21 protein-coding genes are annotated in these 20,430 nt (G+C 63.5%); 5 read left to right on the forward strand and 16 right to left on the reverse strand.

Annotated features, from left to right (window positions below; genetic code table 11):
• Positions 1-30: 30 nt before the first annotated feature.
• From ACP15W_RS02160 to ACP15W_RS02170, 3 genes are read right to left on the reverse strand one after another with little or no spacing between them, the layout of a single operon-like run.
• Positions 31-771 (reverse strand): hypothetical protein, encoded by a 741-nt coding sequence (locus tag ACP15W_RS02160; RefSeq protein ID WP_424931181.1) that lies wholly within the window; start codon positions 769-771, stop codon positions 31-33.
• Complete coding sequence (gene guaA, locus ACP15W_RS02165; RefSeq protein ID WP_424931182.1) at positions 768-2,330, reverse strand: glutamine-hydrolyzing GMP synthase; 1,563 nt, start codon at positions 2,328-2,330, stop codon at positions 768-770. The genes ACP15W_RS02160 and guaA overlap by 4 nt, the downstream gene beginning before the upstream one ends.
• A gap of 44 nt (positions 2,331-2,374) precedes the next feature.
• Positions 2,375-3,313, reverse strand: a complete 939-nt coding sequence (locus ACP15W_RS02170; protein ID WP_424931183.1) for an AEC family transporter — start codon at positions 3,311-3,313, stop codon at positions 2,375-2,377.
• A gap of 204 nt (positions 3,314-3,517) precedes the next feature.
• Here ACP15W_RS02170 and ACP15W_RS02175 point away from each other — a divergent pair, with 204 nt between their 5' ends.
• Positions 3,518-5,077: a trimethylamine methyltransferase family protein gene (locus tag ACP15W_RS02175; protein WP_424931184.1), complete on the forward strand. Its 1,560-nt coding sequence runs from the start codon at positions 3,518-3,520 to the stop codon at positions 5,075-5,077.
• Positions 5,078-5,144: 67 nt separating this feature from the next.
• On the opposite strand, the gene otsB is transcribed toward ACP15W_RS02175, so the two are convergent.
• The 3 genes from otsB to ACP15W_RS02190 all read right to left on the reverse strand — a co-directional run bounded on the left by otsB (position 5,145) and on the right by ACP15W_RS02190 (position 7,692).
• Entirely contained in the window at positions 5,145-5,879 is a 735-nt protein-coding gene (gene otsB, locus ACP15W_RS02180) for a trehalose-phosphatase (RefSeq protein WP_424931185.1), read from the reverse strand.
• Positions 5,880-5,884: 5 nt separating this feature from the next.
• Positions 5,885-7,258 carry an alpha,alpha-trehalose-phosphate synthase (UDP-forming) gene (locus tag ACP15W_RS02185; RefSeq protein WP_424931186.1) on the reverse strand — a complete coding sequence of 458 codons (1,374 nt, stop codon included), beginning with the start codon at positions 7,256-7,258 and terminating at the stop codon, positions 5,885-5,887.
• 110 nt (positions 7,259-7,368) lie between these two features.
• Positions 7,369-7,692: a DUF6477 family protein gene (locus ACP15W_RS02190; RefSeq protein ID WP_424931187.1), complete on the reverse strand. Its 324-nt coding sequence runs from the start codon at positions 7,690-7,692 to the stop codon at positions 7,369-7,371.
• A gap of 171 nt (positions 7,693-7,863) precedes the next feature.
• On the opposite strand from ACP15W_RS02190, the gene ACP15W_RS02195 reads away from it, so the two are divergent.
• Both ACP15W_RS02195 and ACP15W_RS02200 read left to right on the forward strand, forming a co-directional pair.
• On the forward strand, positions 7,864-9,063 hold the full coding sequence (locus ACP15W_RS02195) for a DUF6456 domain-containing protein (RefSeq protein WP_424931188.1): 1,200 nt from the start codon (positions 7,864-7,866) through the stop codon (positions 9,061-9,063).
• 181 nt (positions 9,064-9,244) lie between these two features.
• On the forward strand, positions 9,245-9,931 hold the full coding sequence (locus ACP15W_RS02200; RefSeq protein ID WP_424931189.1) for a class I SAM-dependent methyltransferase: 687 nt from the start codon (positions 9,245-9,247) through the stop codon (positions 9,929-9,931).
• 60 nt (positions 9,932-9,991) lie between these two features.
• Here ACP15W_RS02200 and tpiA read toward each other — a convergent pair whose 3' ends face one another.
• The 7 genes from tpiA to ACP15W_RS02235 all read right to left on the reverse strand — a co-directional run bounded on the left by tpiA (position 9,992) and on the right by ACP15W_RS02235 (position 14,727).
• Positions 9,992-10,726 (reverse strand): triose-phosphate isomerase, encoded by a 735-nt coding sequence (tpiA, locus tag ACP15W_RS02205; protein ID WP_424931190.1) that lies wholly within the window; start codon positions 10,724-10,726, stop codon positions 9,992-9,994.
• Positions 10,727-10,775: 49 nt separating this feature from the next.
• Positions 10,776-11,117 carry a TfoX/Sxy family protein gene (locus ACP15W_RS02210; RefSeq protein ID WP_424931191.1) on the reverse strand — a complete coding sequence of 114 codons (342 nt, stop codon included), beginning with the start codon at positions 11,115-11,117 and terminating at the stop codon, positions 10,776-10,778.
• Position 11,118: 1 nt separating this feature from the next.
• Positions 11,119-11,469 (reverse strand): HesB/IscA family protein, encoded by a 351-nt coding sequence (locus ACP15W_RS02215; RefSeq protein WP_424931192.1) that lies wholly within the window; start codon positions 11,467-11,469, stop codon positions 11,119-11,121.
• Between the two features lie 57 nt (positions 11,470-11,526).
• On the reverse strand, positions 11,527-12,270 hold the full coding sequence (locus ACP15W_RS02220; RefSeq protein ID WP_424931193.1) for a DUF3307 domain-containing protein: 744 nt from the start codon (positions 12,268-12,270) through the stop codon (positions 11,527-11,529).
• Between the two features lie 73 nt (positions 12,271-12,343).
• Positions 12,344-13,000, reverse strand: coding sequence for a hypothetical protein (locus ACP15W_RS02225; RefSeq protein ID WP_424931194.1), 657 nt, complete (start codon positions 12,998-13,000; stop codon positions 12,344-12,346).
• Positions 13,001-13,061: 61 nt separating this feature from the next.
• On the reverse strand, positions 13,062-13,427 hold the full coding sequence (locus ACP15W_RS02230) for an SUF system Fe-S cluster assembly protein (protein WP_424931195.1): 366 nt from the start codon (positions 13,425-13,427) through the stop codon (positions 13,062-13,064).
• Between the two features lie 94 nt (positions 13,428-13,521).
• Positions 13,522-14,727: a glycerophosphodiester phosphodiesterase family protein gene (locus ACP15W_RS02235; protein ID WP_424931196.1), complete on the reverse strand. Its 1,206-nt coding sequence runs from the start codon at positions 14,725-14,727 to the stop codon at positions 13,522-13,524.
• Between the two features lie 114 nt (positions 14,728-14,841).
• Between ACP15W_RS02235 and tgt the strand changes: the two genes are divergently transcribed.
• A complete protein-coding gene (tgt, locus tag ACP15W_RS02240) occupies positions 14,842-15,969 on the forward strand; it encodes a tRNA guanosine(34) transglycosylase Tgt (RefSeq protein ID WP_424931197.1) in 1,128 nt (375 codons plus the stop codon).
• 43 nt (positions 15,970-16,012) lie between these two features.
• Here the strand turns inward: tgt and ACP15W_RS02245 are convergent, their stop codons facing one another.
• Positions 16,013-16,588 carry an HD domain-containing protein gene (locus ACP15W_RS02245; RefSeq protein WP_424931600.1) on the reverse strand — a complete coding sequence of 192 codons (576 nt, stop codon included), beginning with the start codon at positions 16,586-16,588 and terminating at the stop codon, positions 16,013-16,015.
• Between the two features lie 745 nt (positions 16,589-17,333).
• On the opposite strand from ACP15W_RS02245, the gene ACP15W_RS02250 reads away from it, so the two are divergent.
• On the forward strand, positions 17,334-17,819 hold the full coding sequence (locus ACP15W_RS02250; RefSeq protein ID WP_424931198.1) for a GNAT family N-acetyltransferase: 486 nt from the start codon (positions 17,334-17,336) through the stop codon (positions 17,817-17,819).
• 165 nt (positions 17,820-17,984) lie between these two features.
• Here ACP15W_RS02250 and ACP15W_RS02255 read toward each other — a convergent pair whose 3' ends face one another.
• Both ACP15W_RS02255 and ACP15W_RS02260 read right to left on the reverse strand, forming a co-directional pair.
• Positions 17,985-19,301 (reverse strand): TrkH family potassium uptake protein, encoded by a 1,317-nt coding sequence (locus ACP15W_RS02255; RefSeq protein WP_424931199.1) that lies wholly within the window; start codon positions 19,299-19,301, stop codon positions 17,985-17,987.
• Positions 19,302-19,304: 3 nt separating this feature from the next.
• On the reverse strand, positions 19,305-19,973 hold the full coding sequence (locus ACP15W_RS02260; protein ID WP_424931200.1) for a potassium channel family protein: 669 nt from the start codon (positions 19,971-19,973) through the stop codon (positions 19,305-19,307).
• Positions 19,974-20,430: the final 457 nt, after the last annotated feature.

The raw sequence follows: 20,430 nt of genomic DNA on the forward strand, positions 1-20,430 counted from the left end.
TGTTGGCCACCTATGGGCGCATCATGCGCGTCACGCCTGCGCCTGCCGTGCCATCCAGTCCTCGCACACACGGTAGAATTCGATGTCTCGCGCATACCAGAGCGCGAGCTTCGCGCGTGCCGTCTCCGAGAGCGGCGGGATCTCGGAATAATCCGTCGCGTGCGCCGCGGCCCTGTCCTCCGCCGTGCAGAGATCGGCCATGGTCACGCCGAGCCCCGCGCGCGCAAGGAAGCGATCCATGTCGGTCGCGAAGTGTTCCTGCCGGATGATCCAGAGCGGCGGCCGGTTGAGAAACATGTAGCCGTTGCGCGTGAACCAGTCGACCTGCTGCATGGCCGTGTGCGAGATCGACTGGACCGCCATCAGCGCCTTGCCGCCACGTTCGCCGGGCTCGAAGAGGCTTTCCGCGAGATCGTTGGCATGTTCGAAATCGGCAAAGGCACGAGCTTCGGCCGGGCTCCATTCGGAAAGGACCCGCGGCTGGCCCTTGCGCTTGCGCGAGTAGAAGCCCGAACGGAAGCGGCTGATCGGATCGCGGATCGGAAAGAAGTAGGGCTGGTCGGGGCGGATGCGCGAGAGATCGACACGGTGGGCGTGCTTGACGATCCGCACCCCGGTCTGTTCCTCGATCTGCGCCGCAAGATGGACGATCTGCGTGCCTGCACATTTGCCGATGTGGAGAAAGGCGATCTCCCGCCCGGTCTCCTGCGTCTGTGACCCGCCGATGAGGCGGCGGGCGCGGGTGAACAGCTTGTGCCTGTCTGGTCTCATTCCCACTCGATGGTGCCGGGCGGCTTTGATGTGATGTCGTAGGTGACCCGGTTTATCCCCTTGACCTCGTTGATGATCCGGGTCGCGGTCTCGGAGAGGAAGTCATGGGAGAAGGGGTAGTAATCCGCAGTCATGCCATCGACGGAGGTGACGGCACGCAGCGCGCAGGCAAAATCATAGGTGCGGCCATCGCCCATGACGCCCACGGTGCGCACGGGCAGGATCGCGACGAAGGCCTGCCAGATCTCGTCATAGAGTCCGTGCTTGCGGATCTGGTCGATATAGACCGCATCCGCCTTGCGCAGGATGTCGAGCTTCTCGCGGGTGATCTCGCCGGGGCAGCGGATCGCGAGGCCCGGACCCGGAAACGGATGACGCCCGATGAAGCTCTGCGGCAAACCCAGTTCGCGGCCCAGTTCGCGCACCTCGTCCTTGAAGAGCTCCCGAAGGGGCTCGACGAGCTTCATGCCCATCTTTTCCGGCAGCCCGCCGACATTGTGGTGCGACTTGATGGTGACGGACGGCCCGCCCGAGAAGGAGACGCTCTCGATAACATCTGGATAGAGCGTGCCCTGGGCGAGGAATTCCGCGCCGCCAAGCTCCTTGGCGTGTTTCTCGAAGAGCTCGATGAAAAGCCGGCCGATGGTCTTGCGCTTCACCTCCGGGTCGGAGACGCCCTCGAGCGCGGAGAGGAAGGTCTCGCTGTCATCGGCATGAATGAGCGGCAGGTTGTAGTGGTCGCGGAACATGCCCACGACCTCCTCGGCCTCATTCAGCCGCAAGAGTCCGTGATCGACGAACACGCAGGTCAGCTGTTCGCCGACCGCCTCGTGGATCAGGAGTGCGGCCACCGAACTGTCGACACCGCCCGAAAGCGCGCAGATGACCTTCGCATCGCCAACCTGCTCGCGGATCTGCGCCACCGCCTGTTCGCGGTAGGCTTCCATGGTCCAGTCGCCGGTAAAGCCCGCCAGGCGCACGAAATTCTCGTAGAGCTTCTTGCCGTTCGGCGTGTGGTGAACCTCCGGGTGGAACTGCACCGCGAAGAAGTTGCGCGAGGCGTCGGCGGTGATGGCGAAGGGTGCGTAGGGCGAGGTGCCATAGACCTCGAAACCCGGCGCGAGCTTTGACACGTGGTCGCCGTGGCTCATCCAGACCTGCTCGGAGGCGCCTTCGAACCAGCCGTCGAGCAGAGCGAGCCGGTCATTGGCGGGCGTGACATAGGCCCGGCCGAACTCCGCGGTGCCGTGGCCGCTTTCCACAGTGCCGCCCAGGCAATGCATCATCACCTGCTGGCCGTAGCAGATGCCGAGGATCGGCACGCCGAGATCGAAGACCTCCGCGGGGGGCATCGGCGCGCCTTCGGCGAAGACGCTGGCGGGGCCGCCGGAAAAGATCACGGCTTTCGGGGCAAAATCCGCGAGAAATTCCGCCGTCACGTTCTGGAACGGGTGAATCTCGCAATAGACATTCAGCTCGCGCAGGCGTCGCGCGATGAGCTGCGTGACCTGGCTGCCGAAGTCGATGATCAGAAGGCGCTGGTGCATGTCCGGTGTCATGGCTGACGCATAGGGCGCCGCGCCGGGGGAGGCAAGAGGTCTGCTTACCCGGTGACGGCAAGGTAGGCCGATAGGGTCAGAATGGAGAGAATCGTTGTCGCCAGAACAACGCGCGCGGTGATGAGCGCGCCGCGCCCGTAGTATTCGGCCAGCATGAACGGGCCGGTGCCGGTGGGAAGCGCCGAGAGGATCACGACCATATGGGTGGTCTCGGGCGGCAGGCGGAGAATCAGGGCCGCCACCACCCAGGTCAGGGCCGGTTGCAGCAGAAGCTTGAAGCCCATGAGCATGGCGGCAGTGCCCCGATCCGATTCGAGCCTGCGGCCCGCGCTGTCAGCGAGAAAAAGGCCGAGCGCAATGAGGGCGCAGGGCGAGGCCGCACCGCCCAGCAGGTCGAGGAAACGGGCGAGGGGGTCGGGCAGGGGCAGACCGGTGATCATCACCACCGTTCCGGCGGCAGGAGCCACGATCAACGGGTTCCGGACCAGCGCCAGGAAGGTCTGACGTGCGATGTTGCTGTGATGGCTCTGGGATTGAAGCCCCGCCTCGATGCAGGCGATCGCGACCCCGAACAGCACGCAGACCGTGAGAATGATCGAGACGAGCGTCACGGCAAGCGCTTCTGGCCCCACGATCGCCAGCATCAGCGGCACCCCCATGTAGCCGGTATTTGGGTAGCTCGCGTTCAGGGCATCGATCCCCGCATCCGCCAGGCCGCGGCCCTGTCGCATCCGCAAGGCAAGCGTGAGCGCGAAGACTGTGCCCGCCCCGGCGGAGAAGGCCAGGATGAAGCCGGGCTGCCAGATCTCGGAGGGTGTCGCGCTCGCCATGATGTCGAAGAGAAGAGCTGGGAGCGCCAGCCAGACCACGAACCGGTTGACCTCGCGCGTGGCATGGGGCCCGAGCGCATTGGTGCGCCGGGCAATCCAGCCGGTGAGGATCAGCGCGAAGATCGGCAGGACGATCAGCAGGTTGGTGAGCATGCGGTCTCCGGTTGCGTTACGGGCCGTCTTACCGGGAGGGGGCACCGACGGCCAATGGGAGAAAGGTCGCGGGTTTTCGCACCCGCCCGCACCCCGAATGTCGCGGATCGGCCCTCCGAGGGCGCAAATCACCGCTACGCGGACGGTCACTTGGGTAAAGCTTGGAGGGCAGGATCGGTTCCGGCACCGATGGAGGAAGGATTCATGGGCGAACTAGACCTTGAAAAGGCACGGCCCGCGCGGGGCCGCAGGGCCGGCGGCGGCGCGGCGCGGCGTGCGGAACGCACGGCCCCGAAGATCGAGTTCGCGCGCTATATCGAGCGCCGCATTCCGAATTTCGAAATTCTTGACGAGGAAGGGCTCGCGATCATCGAGGCCAATGCCGAGACGGTGCTCGAGGAGATCGGCGTGAGCTTCGTGGACAATCCGGGTGCGCTCGAAAGGTGGCGCGAGGCCGGCGCGGACGTGCGCGGCGAGCGGGTGCATCTCCCGAAAGGGCTTGCGCGCAAGCTCTGCGCCACCGCACCGTCAAGCTTCACCCAGATGGCCCGGAACCCGGACAAGAATGTGGTGATCGGTGGGAAAAACCTTGTTCTGGCACCGGTTTACGGCCCTCCCTTCGTGCATGACATGGAGGGCGGGCGGCGCTACGCCACCATGGAGGATTTCCGCAATTTCGTGAAGCTGGGCTACATGTCGAAATGGGTCCACCACTCGGGCGGAACCCTGTGCGAGCCCACGGATGTCGCGGTCAACAAGCGCCATCTCGACATGCTTCAGGCGCATATGACGCTGACCGACAAACCCTTCATGGGCTCGGTGACGGAGCCGTCGCGCGCCGCCGATTCGGTGGAGATGTGCAAGATCCTGTTCGGAGCCGAGAATGTCGGGCCGAACTGCTACATGACGAGTCTGATCAACATCAATTCGCCGCTGACGTTCGATTCGGTGATGATGGGCGCGCTCGAGGTCTACGCGAAGGCGGGCCAGGCCTGCATCATTTCGCCTTTCATCGTGGGCGGCGCAATGGCACCGGTAACGGTCGCGGGTACGCTGACGCAGGTGCTGGCGGAGGCCATGGCGGGAATCGCCTATTCCCAGCTTGTGAACCCCGGCGCACCGGTGGTCTTCGGCGCCTTCGTGACGTCGATCGACATGAACTCGGGCGCTCCCACCTTCGGCACACCGGAAGCCTCGAAGATCCTCTATGGCGCGGGGCAGCTCGCCCGGCGCCTCGGCCTGCCGTTCCGCTCGGGCGGGGCGCTCTGCGGCTCAAAACTCCCCGATGCGCAGGCGGCCTACGAGACCACCAACACGCTGCAGACCGCGCTCATGGGCGGCGTGAACTTCATGCTTCATGCCTGCGGCTGGCTGGAGGGCGGGCTCGTCTCGTCCTTCGAGAAATTCGTGCTCGACGCGGATCAGCTCGGCGCGCTGCACTCGCTCGCGCAAGGCATCGATCTCACCGAGAACGGCCAGGCGATGGATGCGATCCGCGAAGTCGGGCCGGGTGGTCACTACCTCGGCTGCGCCCACACCCAGGGCAATTTCAAGACCGCCTTTTGGCGCTCGGCGGTGTTCGACTATCGGCCCTACGAGACCTGGATCGAGGATGGCGGGCGCGATTCGATGCAACTGGCGAACACGCAGATGCGCAAACTTCTGGCAAATTACGTTCAGCCCGAGATCGATCCCGGCATCAGCGAGGCGTTGTCGGAATTCGTGGCGAAACGCAAGGCCGCGGAACCCGACGCCTTCGGATGAGCAAAGCGAAACAGTTCAGACCGAAACGGTCTCAGCAGGGATTTTCGCTCCGAACCGTGGTTTTGGTCTAGGCCAGGCGCTCGGCCTCGCGCCGCAGCCAGGCTCGGAACGCGGCAGGGTCGGGGGCATGATAGGTCGCGGCGGTTTCGCCGTCACCCACCTTGATGCCCAGACCGCCAAGCTCGCGCGCGACGCGAATCGCATCCTCATCGGTGGTATCGTCACCGGCCATGATGGCGCGCCGTCCCGCAAATTCCGGTTTCCCGCTGATCGTGCGCAGGGCAACACCCTTGTGGGCATGGGCCGGCTTCACTTCGACCACCATCTTGCCGGGCTGAAACACCAGGTCCGTGCCCAGTCCGGCCGCCCGTTCGGCCGCTGCAATACAGGCATCCCCCCGATCCGGTGCGGCGCGGTAGTGCAGGGCGGCCACCGGCCCCTTGAGTTCGAGCCAGACGCCATCTACCTCTTCGATTGCCCGCAGCGGTGCAAGAACCTCGTCGGGCAGCGGACCGGGCCGCTCGGGCACCTCCGCGCCAGGCGCGACGATCTCCAGCCCATGCCCCCCGGCGCGCCAGGCAAAATCGGGGGTCCGGCTTGCTAGATCGCGCACGTCGCGGCCACTGAGGAACACCATCGCACCGTCGAGCTTTTCCGCCAGAACCCGGAGGGCGCCGGTGGTTTCGGCGTCGATGCCGATCGCGTCGGGGTCGGGGCCGATTTCCGCCATGGTTCCGTCGAGATCGAGAAACAGCGAATCGTTCCGCGTCAGCGAAAGCGTATCGAGAGGGTCGAGGGGCATAGGCGTTACTTGACCTCTTCGGGGATCTTTTCGAGATCCTCCAGGAAACTCTTGCGCCACCAGGCAATGCTGCGGTCGCGCACACCGCTGTCCATGGATTTCCAGCGTTCGATTCGCTCGTCGAGCGGCATGTTGATGCCCTGGTAGATCGCATCCGCCGTGGCGGATATGTCGTGAGGATTGACCAGAATGGCACCGTCGAGCTGTTCCGCGGCCCCTGCGAACTCCGAAAGCACGAGAACGCCCGGATCTTCGGGGTTCTGCGCCGCGACGAATTCCTTCGCGACGAGGTTCATGCCGTCATAGAGCGGCGTCACCAGACCCACCCGTGACAGGCGGTAAAGCCCCGCGAGCATCTCGCGCGGGTAGCCACGGGCGAGATAGCGAATCGGCACCCAGTCGAGATCGCCGTAGTCGCCGTTGATCCGCCCCGAAAGCTGGTCGAGTTCCGCCCGCAGATCCTGGTAGGCATCCACGTCGGAGCGCGAGGGCGGCGCGATCTGCAGGAAGCTGACCCGACCGCGTGTGTGCTCGTGATCGTCGAGCATGCGGCCGAAGGCCTCCATGCGATTCGGCAAGCCCTTGGAATAGTCCATGCGGTCGACGCCGAGCACCAGCGCGCGCTGGTCGATGATCCGCCCGAGCCGCGAAGCCGCCGCGGTGCCTTCCTCGCCCTCCGCAAGGCCGAGAATCTCGTCCGCGTCGATCCCGATCGGATAGGCCTTGGTGCGGAAGACATGGTCGAAGGCGCGGATACGGCCATCGTCGAGGAAGGTCGCCCGCCCGATCTCGCGCAGATACCGCTCGAAATTTGCCCGGTCGCGATCCGTCTGGAACCCGATCAGGTCGAAGGCGCAGAGGGCGCGCGCGATGCGATTGTGCTGCGGGAGGGAGGTGAAGATCTCCGGTGCCGGGAACGGGATATGGAGGAAGAACCCCATTGGGCCTTCCCACCCGGATTGCCGCATTTCCTGGCCCATGAGGAGGAAATGGTAATCGTGGATCCAGACCGTGTCGTCGGTTCGGGTGAACTGCGCCAGCAGGCGGCCGAAACGGCGGTTCACCTCCTCGTACATCGCGAACTCGTGGTCGTCGAAATGGGCGAGATCCACCCGGTAGTGGAAGACCGGCCAAAGCGCGCGGTTCGCATACCCGAGGTAGTAGCCCTCGTATTCGGCTTCCGTGAGGTCCGCGAGCGCGAAATCCACGTTGTCTTCTGCAAAGAGCCGGACGCCTCGCGTCTCGCGCTCCAAGGTTTCCCCGGACCATCCGAACCAGACACCGCCGCCGCGTTCGCGGAGTGCCTCCCAGATGGCGACCGCGAGCCCGCCGACCTTGGGTTCCCCAGGGCTCGCGGTGCGGTTAGAGGCTATGATCATTCTTCCTGTCACGGCGCGGAATTGACCGCAAACCGTCCCAAGAAGCAATAGGTTAATGAAAACTTCACGCTAGCGGGTCGGCCGAAACTGGCCGATCCCCGTTTTCGGGGTCAGGCCGCGATGGAAAAACAGGATTTGGCTTCCGGCGCACCGCGCAGCGCAGGCTGGTGACGGGCCTCCGCGATCAGCGCGGTGAGAACGGCCACGTGACGCTGCACCGAATAGGTCGCATCCCCGCGCGCCCGGATCATCTCGATTCGCATTTCCTCGCCGAGAAGCGTGTTGAACGCAGCCTCGGACGAAACCGATTTCGGGTTCTTTATGAAGCGCTTGAGGTCCCTCTCGCGCCGATACTCGGCCACGCCGGCGCGGGCCGCACGGATGAGAATACGGGGGCGGCGGAGAGCGGAGAGAAGGGAAGTCGTGTCGGTCATGCTGTCCTCGTTTCGGTTTTGTGACGGTGAGGATGGCCGAGATTTTCGACGTGTTGCTCTACTTGTGATTGTTGCGCGCGCGGGCTCAGAGTTAAATTGATGTTAAATCAGCAAGTTAATGATGTTTAAGGTTTCTTTGAGGAATCAACTTTAAGACGAGTTTTGCGAAAAATGTGCAGAAAAGCAGGGCTTGTTGTGCAAGGAACCCATCCCATAGACGCTTCAGAAATCGACCCGGAAGGCGTCCGCTCCCGGCTTCCGGACTGGCTACCGGAACCGGCGGTCACCTATCTCGTGCATACGTCCGCAGGGCAATCGATCCGTGGCCTCGCCAGAAAGAAGGGATGCCATGCATCGACGATCCTGCGCCAGGTCCGCAAGGTGGAAGCCTGGCGCGACGATCCGCTCGTCGATGAAGCACTGGATAAACTCAGCCGCAAGCTCAGCTCCCCAAGCCCTTACAATACTGTAGAAAACGAGGTTTCGCCCATGCCCAATACGGCCACGTCCTCTTGCGACCGCCCGGATCCGCGTATCGAACGGGAAGCACGGCGCATTCTTCGTCGGCTGTGCGAAAAGGGTGCGTTTCTTGCGGTTGCCCCCAACATGGAAAAGGCCGTCGTCCTGCGCGAGGTCGTTCCGGGGCGGCAGAACCGCATCGCCGTGGTTGATCGGGATGTAGCCCACGCCTTCGCGTTGCAGGAGTGGATCTCCTGCGATCGTTCTGGAAAGATTGCATGTTATACGATTACCACCGTGGGCCGCGCGGCGCTGAAGCGTCTGCTCACGGAGGAGCGCCAGGCCAAGGCCGCGAAGGCCACCGGGTTCGCCGAAGTCCAGAGCCCGTTCCAGGATCAGCATCGCGAGTTCGCCGAGCGCGTGGTCGCCGCTTCCGATGGGTCCGGCGAGAAGCGGATCCGCTACAACCTCGCTGAAAGCCCGCTCTCCGTTCTTGGCCGCAAGCAGGGCAAGGACGGCAAGCCCTATCTCTCACCGGAGTTGATCGAGGCGGGCGAGCGCCTGCGCGAGGATTTCGAACTCGCCCAGATGGGGCCGCGGGTCGCGCAGAACTGGGATCGGTTTCTGACCGCGGGCGGCGACCGGGGGGCCTTCAACGCCGAAAGCGGGCCGGCCGAAGGGCCCACCGGCGCACGGGATCGGGTCGGCAAGGCGCTCGAGGCGCTCGGGCCGGGGCTTTCGGACATCGTTTTCCGTGTCTGCTGTTTCCTTGAAGGTCTCGAAGCCGCAGAGAAGCGTCTTGGCTGGTCCGCGCGCTCGGGCAAGGTCGTGCTCAAGATCGCGCTCGAACGGCTGGCAGCACATTACGCGCGAAGCCACGGTGGCGCGCAGGAAGACCGCAAGGTCGGATAAGTTCCAACCGCGCATCCCGCCCTGTTTCCCGGGGGCGGGACGTTTCCCTACAAAACGGCGAGTTGATCGCGAACTCTTGCCGTTCTACGATTGGCGCCCGGTCGCTGGTCCAGAATTTCGGGGCCATTGCGGCGAGGAAAATCTGGCCGCAACGCGCTTATCGCACACGAGGGAACTGACAATGCTTCTCGACGAGGAAAAACCCACAGTCGCGCTCCACGTGCCCCGGAAGTTCCGGCGGGGCCAACTCGGACACGACGAGGCAATGTCAGTGAAATCCGGCCTGCAGCTTCTCGATCTCATTGGTCAGAGAAAGCCGGTCGAAGGCGCGAAGATGCTGGACATGGGCTGCGGCGTGAAGGTGGCGCAGGCACTCTACGAACGCGGCTCCCCGCAGAAGCTCTATGTCGGCCTCGACGTCTACAAGCCCATGATCAGATACATGCGAAATGCCTTGTCGGGGAACGCGAAGTATCGCTTCAAGGCCGTTGATTTCCATAACGAAAAGTACAACAAGGATGGCGTCCGCATGGACGAGGTCGATGACTTTCCCGTCCGTCGCCGCGATTTCGATATCCTGACCATGTTTTCCGTGATCACGCATATGGTCCCGGATGATGCGCGCGATGTGCTGAAGAAACTGCGGGCACATGCCGCAGACGATGCCGTGCTGATCTTCTCGACATTCGTGAGCACCGAACAGGAAGAGGATTTTGTCGATCTCGTTCCCGAAAAGCCGCTTTTCAAGGCATCCTACCGGAAGGATTTCCTCGAAACGATCATCGGGGAGTGCGGCTGGCGGATCGAGGAATTCCACCCGATCATCAAGAGGGTGATCACCAACCACTACGTGTGCCGACCGGCCTGAGTGCTTGGCCGCTCCGCTCGCTTTCCGGGCGGAGCGCTTTTTCGTGGTCTCGGCCCGCGATCAGCCGGCCGCGGAGATGATCCCCCCAAAATCCTCGGCCTTCAGCGAGGCGCCACCGACCAGCGCGCCGTTCACGTCGCCGATGGCGAAGATCTCCTGCGCATTGCCCGGTTTCACCGAACCGCCATAGAGCAGGCGAATGCCGTCGGCAATCTCCGCGCCAAACCGCTCTTCGAGGTTATTGCGCATGAAATCATGCACTTCCTCGATTTCCTTCAAGGAAGGCGTGCGGCCGGTTCCGATGGCCCAGACCGGTTCGTAGGCCACCACGAGGGTTTCGGCCGTCGCACCGTCCGGGATCGAGCCCACAAGCTGGCTGCCGATCCGGTCCAGCGTGGCGCCACTGTCGCGCTCGGCTTCCGTCTCGCCCACGCAGACAATCGCCAGCAGGCCCGCGCGCCAGGCAGCGGCCGTCTTTTCGGCCACCATGATATCGGTTTCGCCATGGTCAGCCCGACGCTCGGAATGGCCCAGGATCACCGCCGTGGCGCCGGCATCCACCAGCATCTCGGCGGAAATGTCGCCGGTGTGCGCACCCGAGACCTTGGCATGGCAATCCTGCCCGCCGATGGGAACCGGGCCACCCGCGAGTGTCGCGATCAGCGTCGCGGGCGGACAGATCAGCACGTCGCAACCGGGCGAGGGATGGCTGGCCGCGAGTTCCTCGAGCATCGCCGAGGAGGCCTTGAGACCATTCATTTTCCAGTTTCCGGCAACGAGTGTGCGTGGCGACATCCATCCAGCTCCCTATTTATGTTCGGGACTTGCTAGCAGAGGCGCGGGATCAGGAAAAGTCGGGATCAACCGCCCGGAGCGCCCGTCTGGCCCATTCACAGGCCTCCTCGGGATCGTCGAGTGCGGTTTCGGGCAGGGACCAGTAGCCCATGCGCGCGGGTTTGCCCTTCTTGCCCGTATAGGTGAACTGGTGCGCGCCCTCGGCTTTGAGGGCTTCGGCAAACGATCCGCTCGCCTTGAGGAAGAGCCCCTCGTCGGAGCCGGCATAAAGCGCGAAGATCTGGCCGCGGGAATAGATCGCGAGCCCGCCCATCATCGCGCGGGCGGTCACGTCGCCCACACCCTCGAACAACTCGAGGATGTAGGCTTTCGTCTCCGCCGAAACGGCCAAGTCACATGTCCGAGAACTTGATCGATTCGCCGCAACCGCAGGATTCGGTCACATTGGGGTTGTTGAACTTGAAGCCGGATTCGATCAGCCCGGTTTCATAGTCGATCTCCGTGCCGAACAGGAACATCTGCGCCATGGGCGCGATCAGCACCCGCGCATCGTTCTGTTCCACGACCTCGTCATGCGGATCGATCGCGTCCACATAATCCATCGTGTATTCCATGCCCGCACATCCGCCTTTCTTCACGCCGATGCGCAGGCCCTTCTTGTCGCCACGCGCCATCAGCCGCGCGATCTGGGCCTCTGCGGCCGCCGTCATGCTGATGGGGGGCTTTCCGGGAATGCCGAACATGTCCGTCCAATCTCTGAGCCTTGTTGGCAGATAATCTAGGCGAGATGGGCGTCTTTCTCAAGGGGCGGGGGGCGGCGCACGCAGGAGGTCCAGCGCCGCGACCGTTGCCTGCGAGGCCGCGAGTCCCCAGGCAAAACTGGCCAGCGTGCCGATGATGACATATTCGCTGACCTTCCGGTCCTTTTCTCGTGAGAGCTCGTTGAAGCGCAACACGGATTTCGCGGCAATGAGAAAGCCGATCGCATCCACATGGCCTGCCAGCGTGATCATGTAGATCAGCAGCCGTTCGAGCCGCCCGATGAAGAGCCCGCCCTTGGGCATGTCGAGGCGTTGCTCGGCCTCCTCGATCTCGACGCTCGTCATCAGTTCCTTGACCGCATAGCCCCCCGCGAAGACCGAAGCTATGAGGCCCGCGGCAAGGGCCATTCCCACGGGCAGGGCGGGTGCGATGGGCGCAAGGGCCGGATTGGCCCAGAGCCCGGCGGTGAAGGCCTCGGGCTGGAGTGTCGCGGCTAGGCCGATCATGACGGCATGGGCCGCCTGATCGACCAGGAAGGATGTCACTCCAGGCCCGCCCAGCCGCGCCTTGAGCGCGTCGAGCAGCGCATGGCTCCCGGCAATCAGGCCGATCACGAGGGGCACGGGCGCAAGGCCGAGACAGGCCCAGGTCGCGGCGGCAACGATGGCGACATGGACGGAAAGTGCGCCGATCCGGCGCTTGTTCTCCACCATCCACCTGGTCTGGAACACGAAATCCGCGAGCAGATGTCCAAGGGTCAGGGCGATGACGGTTTCGATCATCCGGCCGTCCCGCAGGGTGCAGTCAACGCAGCGCGTTCAAGGTTGTAATCGAGAAAACAACTTTTAAGGGTTGTCATTCCAAGGCCAAACCCGCTTCGAGTGTCTGCATCGCTTGCTGAATGGCCCAATCACCCCCGGTGCGCAGATGCTTTGCGATCATCTGCTGGCTGACGCCGAGCGCCTCGGCTGCGCCCTTCTGCGGTCCGGCATCGGGGGCAAGCATGCGGGAAAACACCTGCGCCTGCTTCACCGTCCAGCGCCGCGAGATTTCATCGGCCAGCCCGAACATCGCCTGAACAAGCGCCCTCTCGCGCGCCGGGGCCCCTTTCGGCGGGTCGGCATGATCGATCGCGAAACGCGCCGTGCGCGGCATGGCGTCGAGACCGCGCCCAGAGACCTCGAAGGCGGGACCGGCTGACGCTCCCAATGCACCGCCCCGGATCATCCCCGATCCGATCCCGATCGAGACCCGCGTGTCCCGGTCCGGCCCGAGACAGCGCACGCGGGCGCGAAAAAACAATGCCGCGCGCAGGGCCACCTCCGGCTCCGGCAGGACAGCCTGCCAGCCATCACCCCGAAACCGAACGAATTCGGGCGGCTGTGTGCGAATCCTCCAGCGCCACACGAGGCGGCTGGCCTCCCTCAGCGTTGACATGACTTCGTCGAGTTCGTCGGCACCAAGCCGGGACGAGGCGACAATATCGCCCGTCGCGATGGTCAGATCCTGCATGTGTTCGCGGTTCCGCTTCTGTTGCAGTGCAAATTACCCGCACTGCGATCAACCGCAAGGTCTACATGAAGCCGAGTTCGAGCCGTGCCTCGTCGGACATCATGTCCATGCCCCATTGCGGTTCCCAGACGAGATCCACGTCCACATGGCGCACGCCCGGAACCACGGAGATCGCATCCACGACCCAGCCCGGCATCTCTCCCGCCACGGGGCAGCCCGGCGCGGTCAGCGTCATGATGATCTTCACGTCGTTCTCGTCCGAAATCTCGATCGTGTAGATCAGGCCGAGATCGAAGATGTTGACCGGAATTTCCGGGTCGTAGACACTCCGGCACGCATCAACCACCGCCTCGTGGAGTTCATGGTCCACCGAAGACGGCTTGATGAGAGGGGTTCCCTCCATCGGGCTGTCGGGCTCGACACTCATCTGGCATACTCCCAAAATTCCTGAGCACTACTATAGGAATTGAGGCCGCCCCCGTAAAGGAGGGGGCGGAGAGTTCGTCACCAGATCGCCGGGCTCAGTTCAGACCCATGCAGTTCGCGTAGTAGGTCGTCGTGGCCGGCCAGTCGGAGAAGAGCCCGACGACACCCACATCCTGCGCCAGAACGTCCACAAGCTCGAACATCTGGCCGTCGGAGGTGATCATGTCGTTGAGCGGAGTGTAGTACCAGCCGCCGCCCGTGGTGAGCGGGCCCGAGCGCTCCAGCGTCCAGGAGATCAGGTTCAGCCCGGCGGCCTTGGCGGCCTTGGCATATTCGCTGGCCGCGATGGTGCCGTCCGCATTGGTCACGAGCATATTCATGGACGGGGCCAGATAGTTCACGCCCTGCGCCTTCAGCTCCTCAAAATTCTCCGACCAGGTCGCCGGGTCCTGCTCGTCGAATTCGCCTTCCGAAGGCCATTCCACGAGATAGACCGCCTGCGCGCCATATTCCGGCTCGGCCTCGATCCAGTAGAGCACGTCCGCGAGATTGAAAGACTGCGGGAACACGTCCTCGGCCGGAACACCCGCGGCCTTGTATTCGTCGATCAGCTTCTGGGCGTAGTCTTCCTGGCTGAACCCGTCGAACGGCATCTCGACGGCGGGGGACTTCAACTCGGGCGTGAACTTCGTGCCCAGTTCCTTGAAGAGCGCGATCGATTCCGCATGGGTCATCAGCGTGCCGCCCTGCGCGGAATAGAGATCCGTGCGCCAACCGGCAGTTGCGTCCATGAAGCTCTCGATATCGGTCGCGGTGTCGTCGCCCGCGTCCATCTTGCCCTCGAGGCTCTTGAACTCCTCGAGCGTCAGGTCCGAGGTGCGGCAATCGGCACCGGCGGGCGTGTCACCGGAGGCAGGCGTGAAGCCGGCGGTGCACTTCTGGCCGAGATCGGTGGCGAGAATGTTCGTGGTGGTGGCGAGATCGTCCTGCGCGTGGCGGCAGACGAGTTCCTTGTCGGCGGTGAAGGCGACATCGCACTCCAGCACGCCCGCGCCCATTCGCGCCGCGGCCTTGTAGGATTCGACCGTATGCTCGGGGAACTGCATCGGCGCGCCGCGATGGCCGATCGACCAGGCCGAGGGCTGGAAGTCCATGTCTGCGCATTGCGCCAGCGTGTCCTTCAGGTCGCCGTCTTCCATCTGGTCGATGAGAAAACCGGGGCGGGGGCCAAGCTCGACATTGGCGGCAAGCGCAGGCGCACCAAGAGCGGCCAACGCGACGGAGGTGAGAAGCGATTTCATTTACTGCATTCCCTCGTTGATATGCGGGGTTTCCTTTGATCGCATTTAAGTGACAGAAGCGCGACACATTCGTGATGGTTTGTCGAGCCGCCCCCGAGCGCGTAAAGGAGCGCCATGACGAGATTCGCTTTTCAGATCGAGGCCCGCTCGGGCCGGGCGCGCCGCGGCGTGATTTCGACGCCTCGCGGCGAGATCCGCACGCCGGCCTTCATGCCGGTGGGCACCGCCGCGACCGTGAAGGCCATGTTGCCCGAAAGCGTCCGCGCCACCGGGGCCGACATCCTCTTGGGCAACACCTACCACCTCATGCTGCGCCCCGGCGCCGAGCGGGTGGCGCGCTTGGGCGGGTTGCACCGCTTCATGAACTGGGACCGCCCGATCCTCACCGATTCCGGTGGCTTCCAGGTGATGAGCCTCGCGGACCTGCGCAAGCTCACCGAGAAGGGCGTGACCTTCCGCAGCCATGTGGACGGCTCGAAGCATTACCTCAGCCCCGAGACCAGCATGGAGATCCAGCGGCTTCTGGGCTCCGACATCGTCATGGCCTTCGACGAATGCCCCGCGCTCCCCGCGACCGAGGAACAGGTGGCGGCCTCCATGCGGCTCTCCATGCGGTGGGCCGAGCGCTCGCGCGAAGCGTTCGGTGACCGCCCCGGCCACGCGCTCTTCGGCATCATGCAGGGCGGCGTCACGCGCGACCTGCGCGAGGAAAGCGCGGAGGCCCTCAAGGCCATCGGCTTCGAGGGCTACGCCATCGGTGGGCTGGCCGTGGGCGAGGGGCAGGAGGCGATGTTCGGCGTGCTCGACTACGCCCCCGGTTTCCTGCCCGAGGACAGGCCCCGCTACCTCATGGGCGTGGGCAAGCCCGACGACATCGTCGGCGCGGTGATGCGCGGCGTCGACATGTTCGACTGCGTGTTGCCGAGCCGCTCGGGGCGCACGGGCCAGGCGCTCACCCGGCGCGGGCCGGTCAACATCAAGAACGCCCGCCACGCCGAGGATCCGCGCCCCCTCGATCCGGACTGCAGCTGTCCGGCCTGCACGGGCTATTCCCGCGCCTACCTGCACCATGTCTTCAAGTCGGGCGAGATCATCGCCTCGATGCTGCTCACCTGGCACAACCTCCACTACTACCAGGAGCTGATGGCGGGCCTGCGCGCGGCGATCTCGTCGGACACGCTGGAGAGCTTCTCGGAGAGCTTCCACGCGGGCTATCGCGGCGGGGATCTCGAACCGCTCTAGGAGGGAGCGATCGAGCGGCGATGGCTTTCCACCAAACGGAACATTACCCGCGGGTCAGCGGCGAGACATGGCCCTCGCGGATCACGGCGGGGTCGTACGCCTTGCGACCGAACACCTCCTTTACCATCGGCGCGAAGTGATCGAGCGTCTGCATCTCGTAGTCCGGGTCGAAGGACGATTGATCCCACAATTCGCAGAACTGAGCGCAGGACTCGAAACAGGGATGATCGCGAAACCGGTCGCGTGCATTCTCGTCCCACCCGTAATGCCGCCCGTAGTAGAGGGTCTGGAATATGCCGTGATGCTCGACCACCCAGGCCACATCCCACCGGACGAAGGGACGGATCACCTCCGCCGACATCCGGTCATGGTTCTGGGGCGCCAAACCGTCGCCGATATCATGGAGAAGCGCCCCCACGATCCAGTCCAGATCGGCACCATCTTTCTCCGCGCGCGTGGCGGATTGCAGCCCGTGCTGGAGCCGGGTGATCTTGTAGCCGTCCAGCGTGTCCTCGCCCGCACGCGCCAGTTCCGCGAGCACCCGGTCTGCGGTCAGGGCCAGGAAGGGTTTCTCAAGCTCCGCCAGGAGCTGGTAATCTTCCCTGGTCCCGTCCTTCATCCGGGTAAAGGACACCGTCTTCTCATGGCTGTTCACGAGGCTTGCTCCGTCTCTGTCGCACCGCCCCACGGGGCACGGCACCTTCTCCGGCTACAGCGTATCGGGGTTCAGCCGATTCGACAGGACCCGATGAGTGTAATGCGAGATGAGGTCTCCTGTCCGCTTCGTTACGCTCGCCATGCCAGCGGCGGGCCGGGGGTTGGCGCACGACCGGCTGTTCGACGCGGTTTATGGTTACAATACTGCGTAGTTCAAAACGATGGCCCGGCCTCGACGATGCGCCAGCCCGTCCGGCCGGGCCGTCGCAGGCACGGCGCCTCCGGCTTGTTCCGTGCCATTCTCTCCCGGCACCAATGGCGGGTCTCGCCAACGACAGCAATCGGCCATTTTTGTCCGTGTCGGAACACGTGCGGGCCAGCGGCGGGCCGGGGGGTGGCGCACCACCGCCTGTTCGACGCGGTTTATGGTTACAATACTGCCTAGTTCAAAACGATGCCCCGGCCTCGACGATGCGCCAGCCCGTCCGGACGGGCCGTCGCAGGCACGGCGCCTCCGGCTTGTTCCGTGCCATTCTCTCCCAGCACCAATGGCGGGTCTCGCAATCCGCAATTCCCCCGCCAACCTGACATGCACACACGTTTGCCACAGCAGATTTCCCCGAGGGCATTCTCCTGTTGAAGCCAGCGACGCAATCGGCACCTTCAAGGCAGTCCAACACATCCGGCAAAGGGGCTCGCCCAGCATCATGCACCACTTCCGAACCGCCCGGCCCACGGACCTCGATCGCTGCTTCGAGATCGAAGTGGCGGCCTATGAAGGCGACGAGGCCGCGACCCGCGAAAGGATCGAGAGGCGCATCCTCGACTACCCCCAGGGGTTCCTGATCGTCGAGATCGAGGGCGAGGTGGCGGGCTTCATCAACAGCGGTTGCACGCATGAGGTCGAGATGTCCGACGATGCGATAAAGGACTTCGTGGTGCATGACCCGGAGGCGAGGAACATCGTCATCATGTCCGTGGTCGTCGATCCCGCCCACCAGGGGAAGGGCCTGTCGCGGGCGCTCATGGTCGAGTTCATCGCGCGGATGCGGGCCATGGGCAAGGCCACGATCCACCTCATGTGCAAGCCGCATCACGTCCCGCTCTACGAGAAATTCGGCTATGTCTATCTGCGCCCGTCCGCATCAATCCATGGCGGAATGGCGTGGCACGAGATGTCCATGACCCTTTGAGCAGCAATCCGCCGCAGTTCGTGACGCCCGGCAATCATATGCATGAAATCTGCATGGAATATGCATGAAAGCTGCATTGGATTTTTCGGCTCTCGAAATGCCGAAATCACCGCTTTTCAATCACTTACAGACCGCGGTTCGGCGCGATTAACCAGCCGTTAACCCTCACCCCAGATGCACCGTTCCCGCCGGGTAGGCGATCCGCCTTTTCGGTCCCATGGCGAGGATGAACCCGAGCGTCAGGGGGCCGACCCGCCCCACGAACATCACGCACATGATCACCACGCGCCCGGCCGTGTCGAGATCGCCGGTGGTCCCGCGCGAAACTCCCACCGTGCCAAAGGCCGAAGCCGTCTCGAACATCAGGTCGAGGAACTCCCCCTCGTGGAACAGGATCAGGATGAAGAGCGCCGTGAAGAGCGTCAGCACGCTCACCATCGAAAGCGCCAGAACCTTCATGATCTCCGCCGAGCCGAGACGCCGACCGAAGATGTCCACCGCCGTACGGCGCTGAAAGAACGCCTTCGTCGCGAGCAGCAACACGATGAAGGTCGTGACCTTGATGCCGCCCCCCGTGGAGGTCGAACCGGCCCCCACCACCATCAGAACCATGTACATCAGACTGGATCCATTGGTAAAACCGCCGATGTCGATCGTGTTGAAACCCGCCGTCCGCGCGGTTGCTGCCTGAAACCAGCTCGCGACAAACCGCGTCCAGGGGCTTTCAAGCGCGCCGAGCGTCGCGGGATTGGTCCATTCCATCGCGGCGATGGCGAAGGTCGGAACCGTGAGCAGGATGGCGGTGCCGATCAGCATCAGCTTCGTGTGGAGCGAAAGCTGGTGCCAGCGCCGCTTGGCGCGCAGATCCATCACCACCGTGGCACCGATCCCGCCAACGATGAAGAGAGCGGGGATCACGATGTTGATCACCGGATGGCCGACCCAGGCCGAAAGCGAATCCGGAAAGAGCGCGAATCCTGCGTTGTTGAAGGCCGAAACCGCGTGAAAGAGGCTCATCCAGAGCCCGCGACCCAGCCCGAATTCGGGCACGAAAACCAGGCAGAGCAGGAGCGCTCCCACCGCCTGGCAGATGAGCACGAAGCGGAAGATGATGCGCACCAGGTCGAGGAGCCCGTGGATCGAGGTCTGGTTGAGATCCTCGCGCAGGAAATGGCGGTGGGAAATGCCGATGTGCAGGCCCAGCATCGACAGGATCAGGATGGCAAAGGTCATGATCCCGAGCCCGCCACACTGTATCAGAACCAGCAGAACTGCCTGACCGAACAGGGTAAAAGTGCTGCCGGTATCAACGACGCCCAACCCCGTCACGGTGATGGCCGAGGTGGCCGTGAAGGCCGCGTCCGACCAGGTGATGGGAGCGGTCGTGGCAATGGGCAGCTTGAATGCCAGCGTGCCGATCACGATCAGCGCGCAGTAGAGCAGGATCAGTACGAGAGGGGGCGGCAGACGCCAGCGGCCCATGGCTCAGCGACCGCCGGGCAGCGAGCCGATGAACTTCTCCAGACCCGCGCGTCGCCCCAGAACGAACAGCCTGTCGCCCTTCTCGAGACGCGCCGTACCATCGGTGCAGTCGATATGGGCCGTGCCGCGCATCGCGCCGAGCACCCTCAGGTTCTCATCCACGTGCATGGGAAGCTCGCTGACCGTCTTGCCTGTCAGAACGTCTGGAACCATCAGGTTTATCAGGCTGAACCCATTGCCCATGTTGATGAAATCACGCATCAGGGGGAAGTTGAGCATTTGCGCCACATGGCGTCCGGTTTCCTGTTCGGGCAGGATGATGCGGTCGATATCGAGCTTGGCGAGGATGCGGTGATGGGTTCGGTTGGAGGCCTTGGCCCAGATCGTCTTCACACCGAGCATCTTCACGTTCATGGTGCAGAGGATATTGGCCTCCAGATCCTCGCCGATGCCCACGACCGCCACGTCATAGTCGCCCACGCCTGCCTCGCGCAGCGCTGCTTCCTCCCGGCCATCCGCGATGATGGCCTCGCGTGCGGTCTCCGCGAAGGGGCTGACCCGCTTTTCGTCGATATCGATCACCAGGACCGGGTTCCCGTAGCGGCAAAGCTCGCTCGCCACCATCGTGCCGAAGGTCCCGAGGCCGACGACCACAAAACTGCGTTTCTTCAAGACACACCATCACAAGCTGAACAGCGGGATTCGCCGCGCGAGTTTAACAGAGCGGCGGTCTCATGCACGCGCCGCTTGCTGTTCTTGATCGTTTGCGTGGCCCCCGCCACGAAACGAATGGAGTTGCGGCTTTGGGCAAAACAGCAACAGATCAAACCATCTCTGCGTCGATTAGCTTGTGAAATCTCCTGAAATACATTCCAGGAATGGGAAACAATTTTCTGAACTCGCAAGTTCGGATACTTGCATCATGCTTTCTCTCCCTACAACACTTGGTGGCATCACCAATCGCAGATCCATGTGTTTCTTTATATTCGACAATTTAGGTAAATCCGACATCCCCGCGGAGCAAGGCAGGGCGGAGCACGTCCGGATCGGGTTCGGATCCGGGTTACCTTGGTGGAATGCTTCTCTTGCAGCCGCCGAACCGTAGGCGCAGAATGTCATTTGCTTGAAA

Origin of the sequence: Amaricoccus macauensis, from assembly GCF_049800915.1 — a bacterium.
Taxonomy (GTDB): domain Bacteria; phylum Pseudomonadota; class Alphaproteobacteria; order Rhodobacterales; family Rhodobacteraceae; genus Amaricoccus; species Amaricoccus macauensis_A.

Excerpts from the sequence above, each read along its gene's own strand:
- ACP15W_RS02195 (WP_424931188.1), top strand. The coding sequence starts at position 7,864 with ATGTGCAGAAAAGCAGGGCTTGTTGTGCAAGGAACCCATCCCATAGAC.
- ACP15W_RS02250 (WP_424931198.1), top strand. The coding sequence starts at position 17,334 with ATGCACCACTTCCGAACCGCCCGGCCCACGGACCTCGATCGCTGCTTC.
- ACP15W_RS02220 (WP_424931193.1), bottom strand. The coding sequence starts at position 12,270 with ATGATCGAAACCGTCATCGCCCTGACCCTTGGACATCTGCTCGCGGAT.
- tpiA (WP_424931190.1), bottom strand. The coding sequence starts at position 10,726 with ATGTCGCCACGCACACTCGTTGCCGGAAACTGGAAAATGAATGGTCTC.
- ACP15W_RS02190 (WP_424931187.1), bottom strand. The coding sequence starts at position 7,692 with ATGACCGACACGACTTCCCTTCTCTCCGCTCTCCGCCGCCCCCGTATT.
- ACP15W_RS02215 (WP_424931192.1), bottom strand. The coding sequence starts at position 11,469 with ATGTTCGGCATTCCCGGAAAGCCCCCCATCAGCATGACGGCGGCCGCA.
- ACP15W_RS02175 (WP_424931184.1), top strand. The coding sequence starts at position 3,518 with ATGGGCGAACTAGACCTTGAAAAGGCACGGCCCGCGCGGGGCCGCAGG.
- ACP15W_RS02225 (WP_424931194.1), bottom strand. The coding sequence starts at position 13,000 with ATGCAGGATCTGACCATCGCGACGGGCGATATTGTCGCCTCGTCCCGG.
- guaA (WP_424931182.1), bottom strand. The coding sequence starts at position 2,330 with ATGACACCGGACATGCACCAGCGCCTTCTGATCATCGACTTCGGCAGC.
- ACP15W_RS02170 (WP_424931183.1), bottom strand. The coding sequence starts at position 3,313 with ATGCTCACCAACCTGCTGATCGTCCTGCCGATCTTCGCGCTGATCCTC.
- ACP15W_RS02255 (WP_424931199.1), bottom strand. The coding sequence starts at position 19,301 with ATGGGCCGCTGGCGTCTGCCGCCCCCTCTCGTACTGATCCTGCTCTAC.
- ACP15W_RS02245 (WP_424931600.1), bottom strand. The coding sequence starts at position 16,588 with ATGAAGGACGGGACCAGGGAAGATTACCAGCTCCTGGCGGAGCTTGAG.
- otsB (WP_424931185.1), bottom strand. The coding sequence starts at position 5,879 with ATGCCCCTCGACCCTCTCGATACGCTTTCGCTGACGCGGAACGATTCG.
- ACP15W_RS02230 (WP_424931195.1), bottom strand. The coding sequence starts at position 13,427 with ATGAGTGTCGAGCCCGACAGCCCGATGGAGGGAACCCCTCTCATCAAG.
- ACP15W_RS02200 (WP_424931189.1), top strand. The coding sequence starts at position 9,245 with ATGCTTCTCGACGAGGAAAAACCCACAGTCGCGCTCCACGTGCCCCGG.
- ACP15W_RS02160 (WP_424931181.1), bottom strand. The coding sequence starts at position 771 with ATGAGACCAGACAGGCACAAGCTGTTCACCCGCGCCCGCCGCCTCATC.
- tgt (WP_424931197.1), top strand. The coding sequence starts at position 14,842 with ATGACGAGATTCGCTTTTCAGATCGAGGCCCGCTCGGGCCGGGCGCGC.
- ACP15W_RS02185 (WP_424931186.1), bottom strand. The coding sequence starts at position 7,258 with ATGATCATAGCCTCTAACCGCACCGCGAGCCCTGGGGAACCCAAGGTC.
- ACP15W_RS02235 (WP_424931196.1), bottom strand. The coding sequence starts at position 14,727 with ATGAAATCGCTTCTCACCTCCGTCGCGTTGGCCGCTCTTGGTGCGCCT.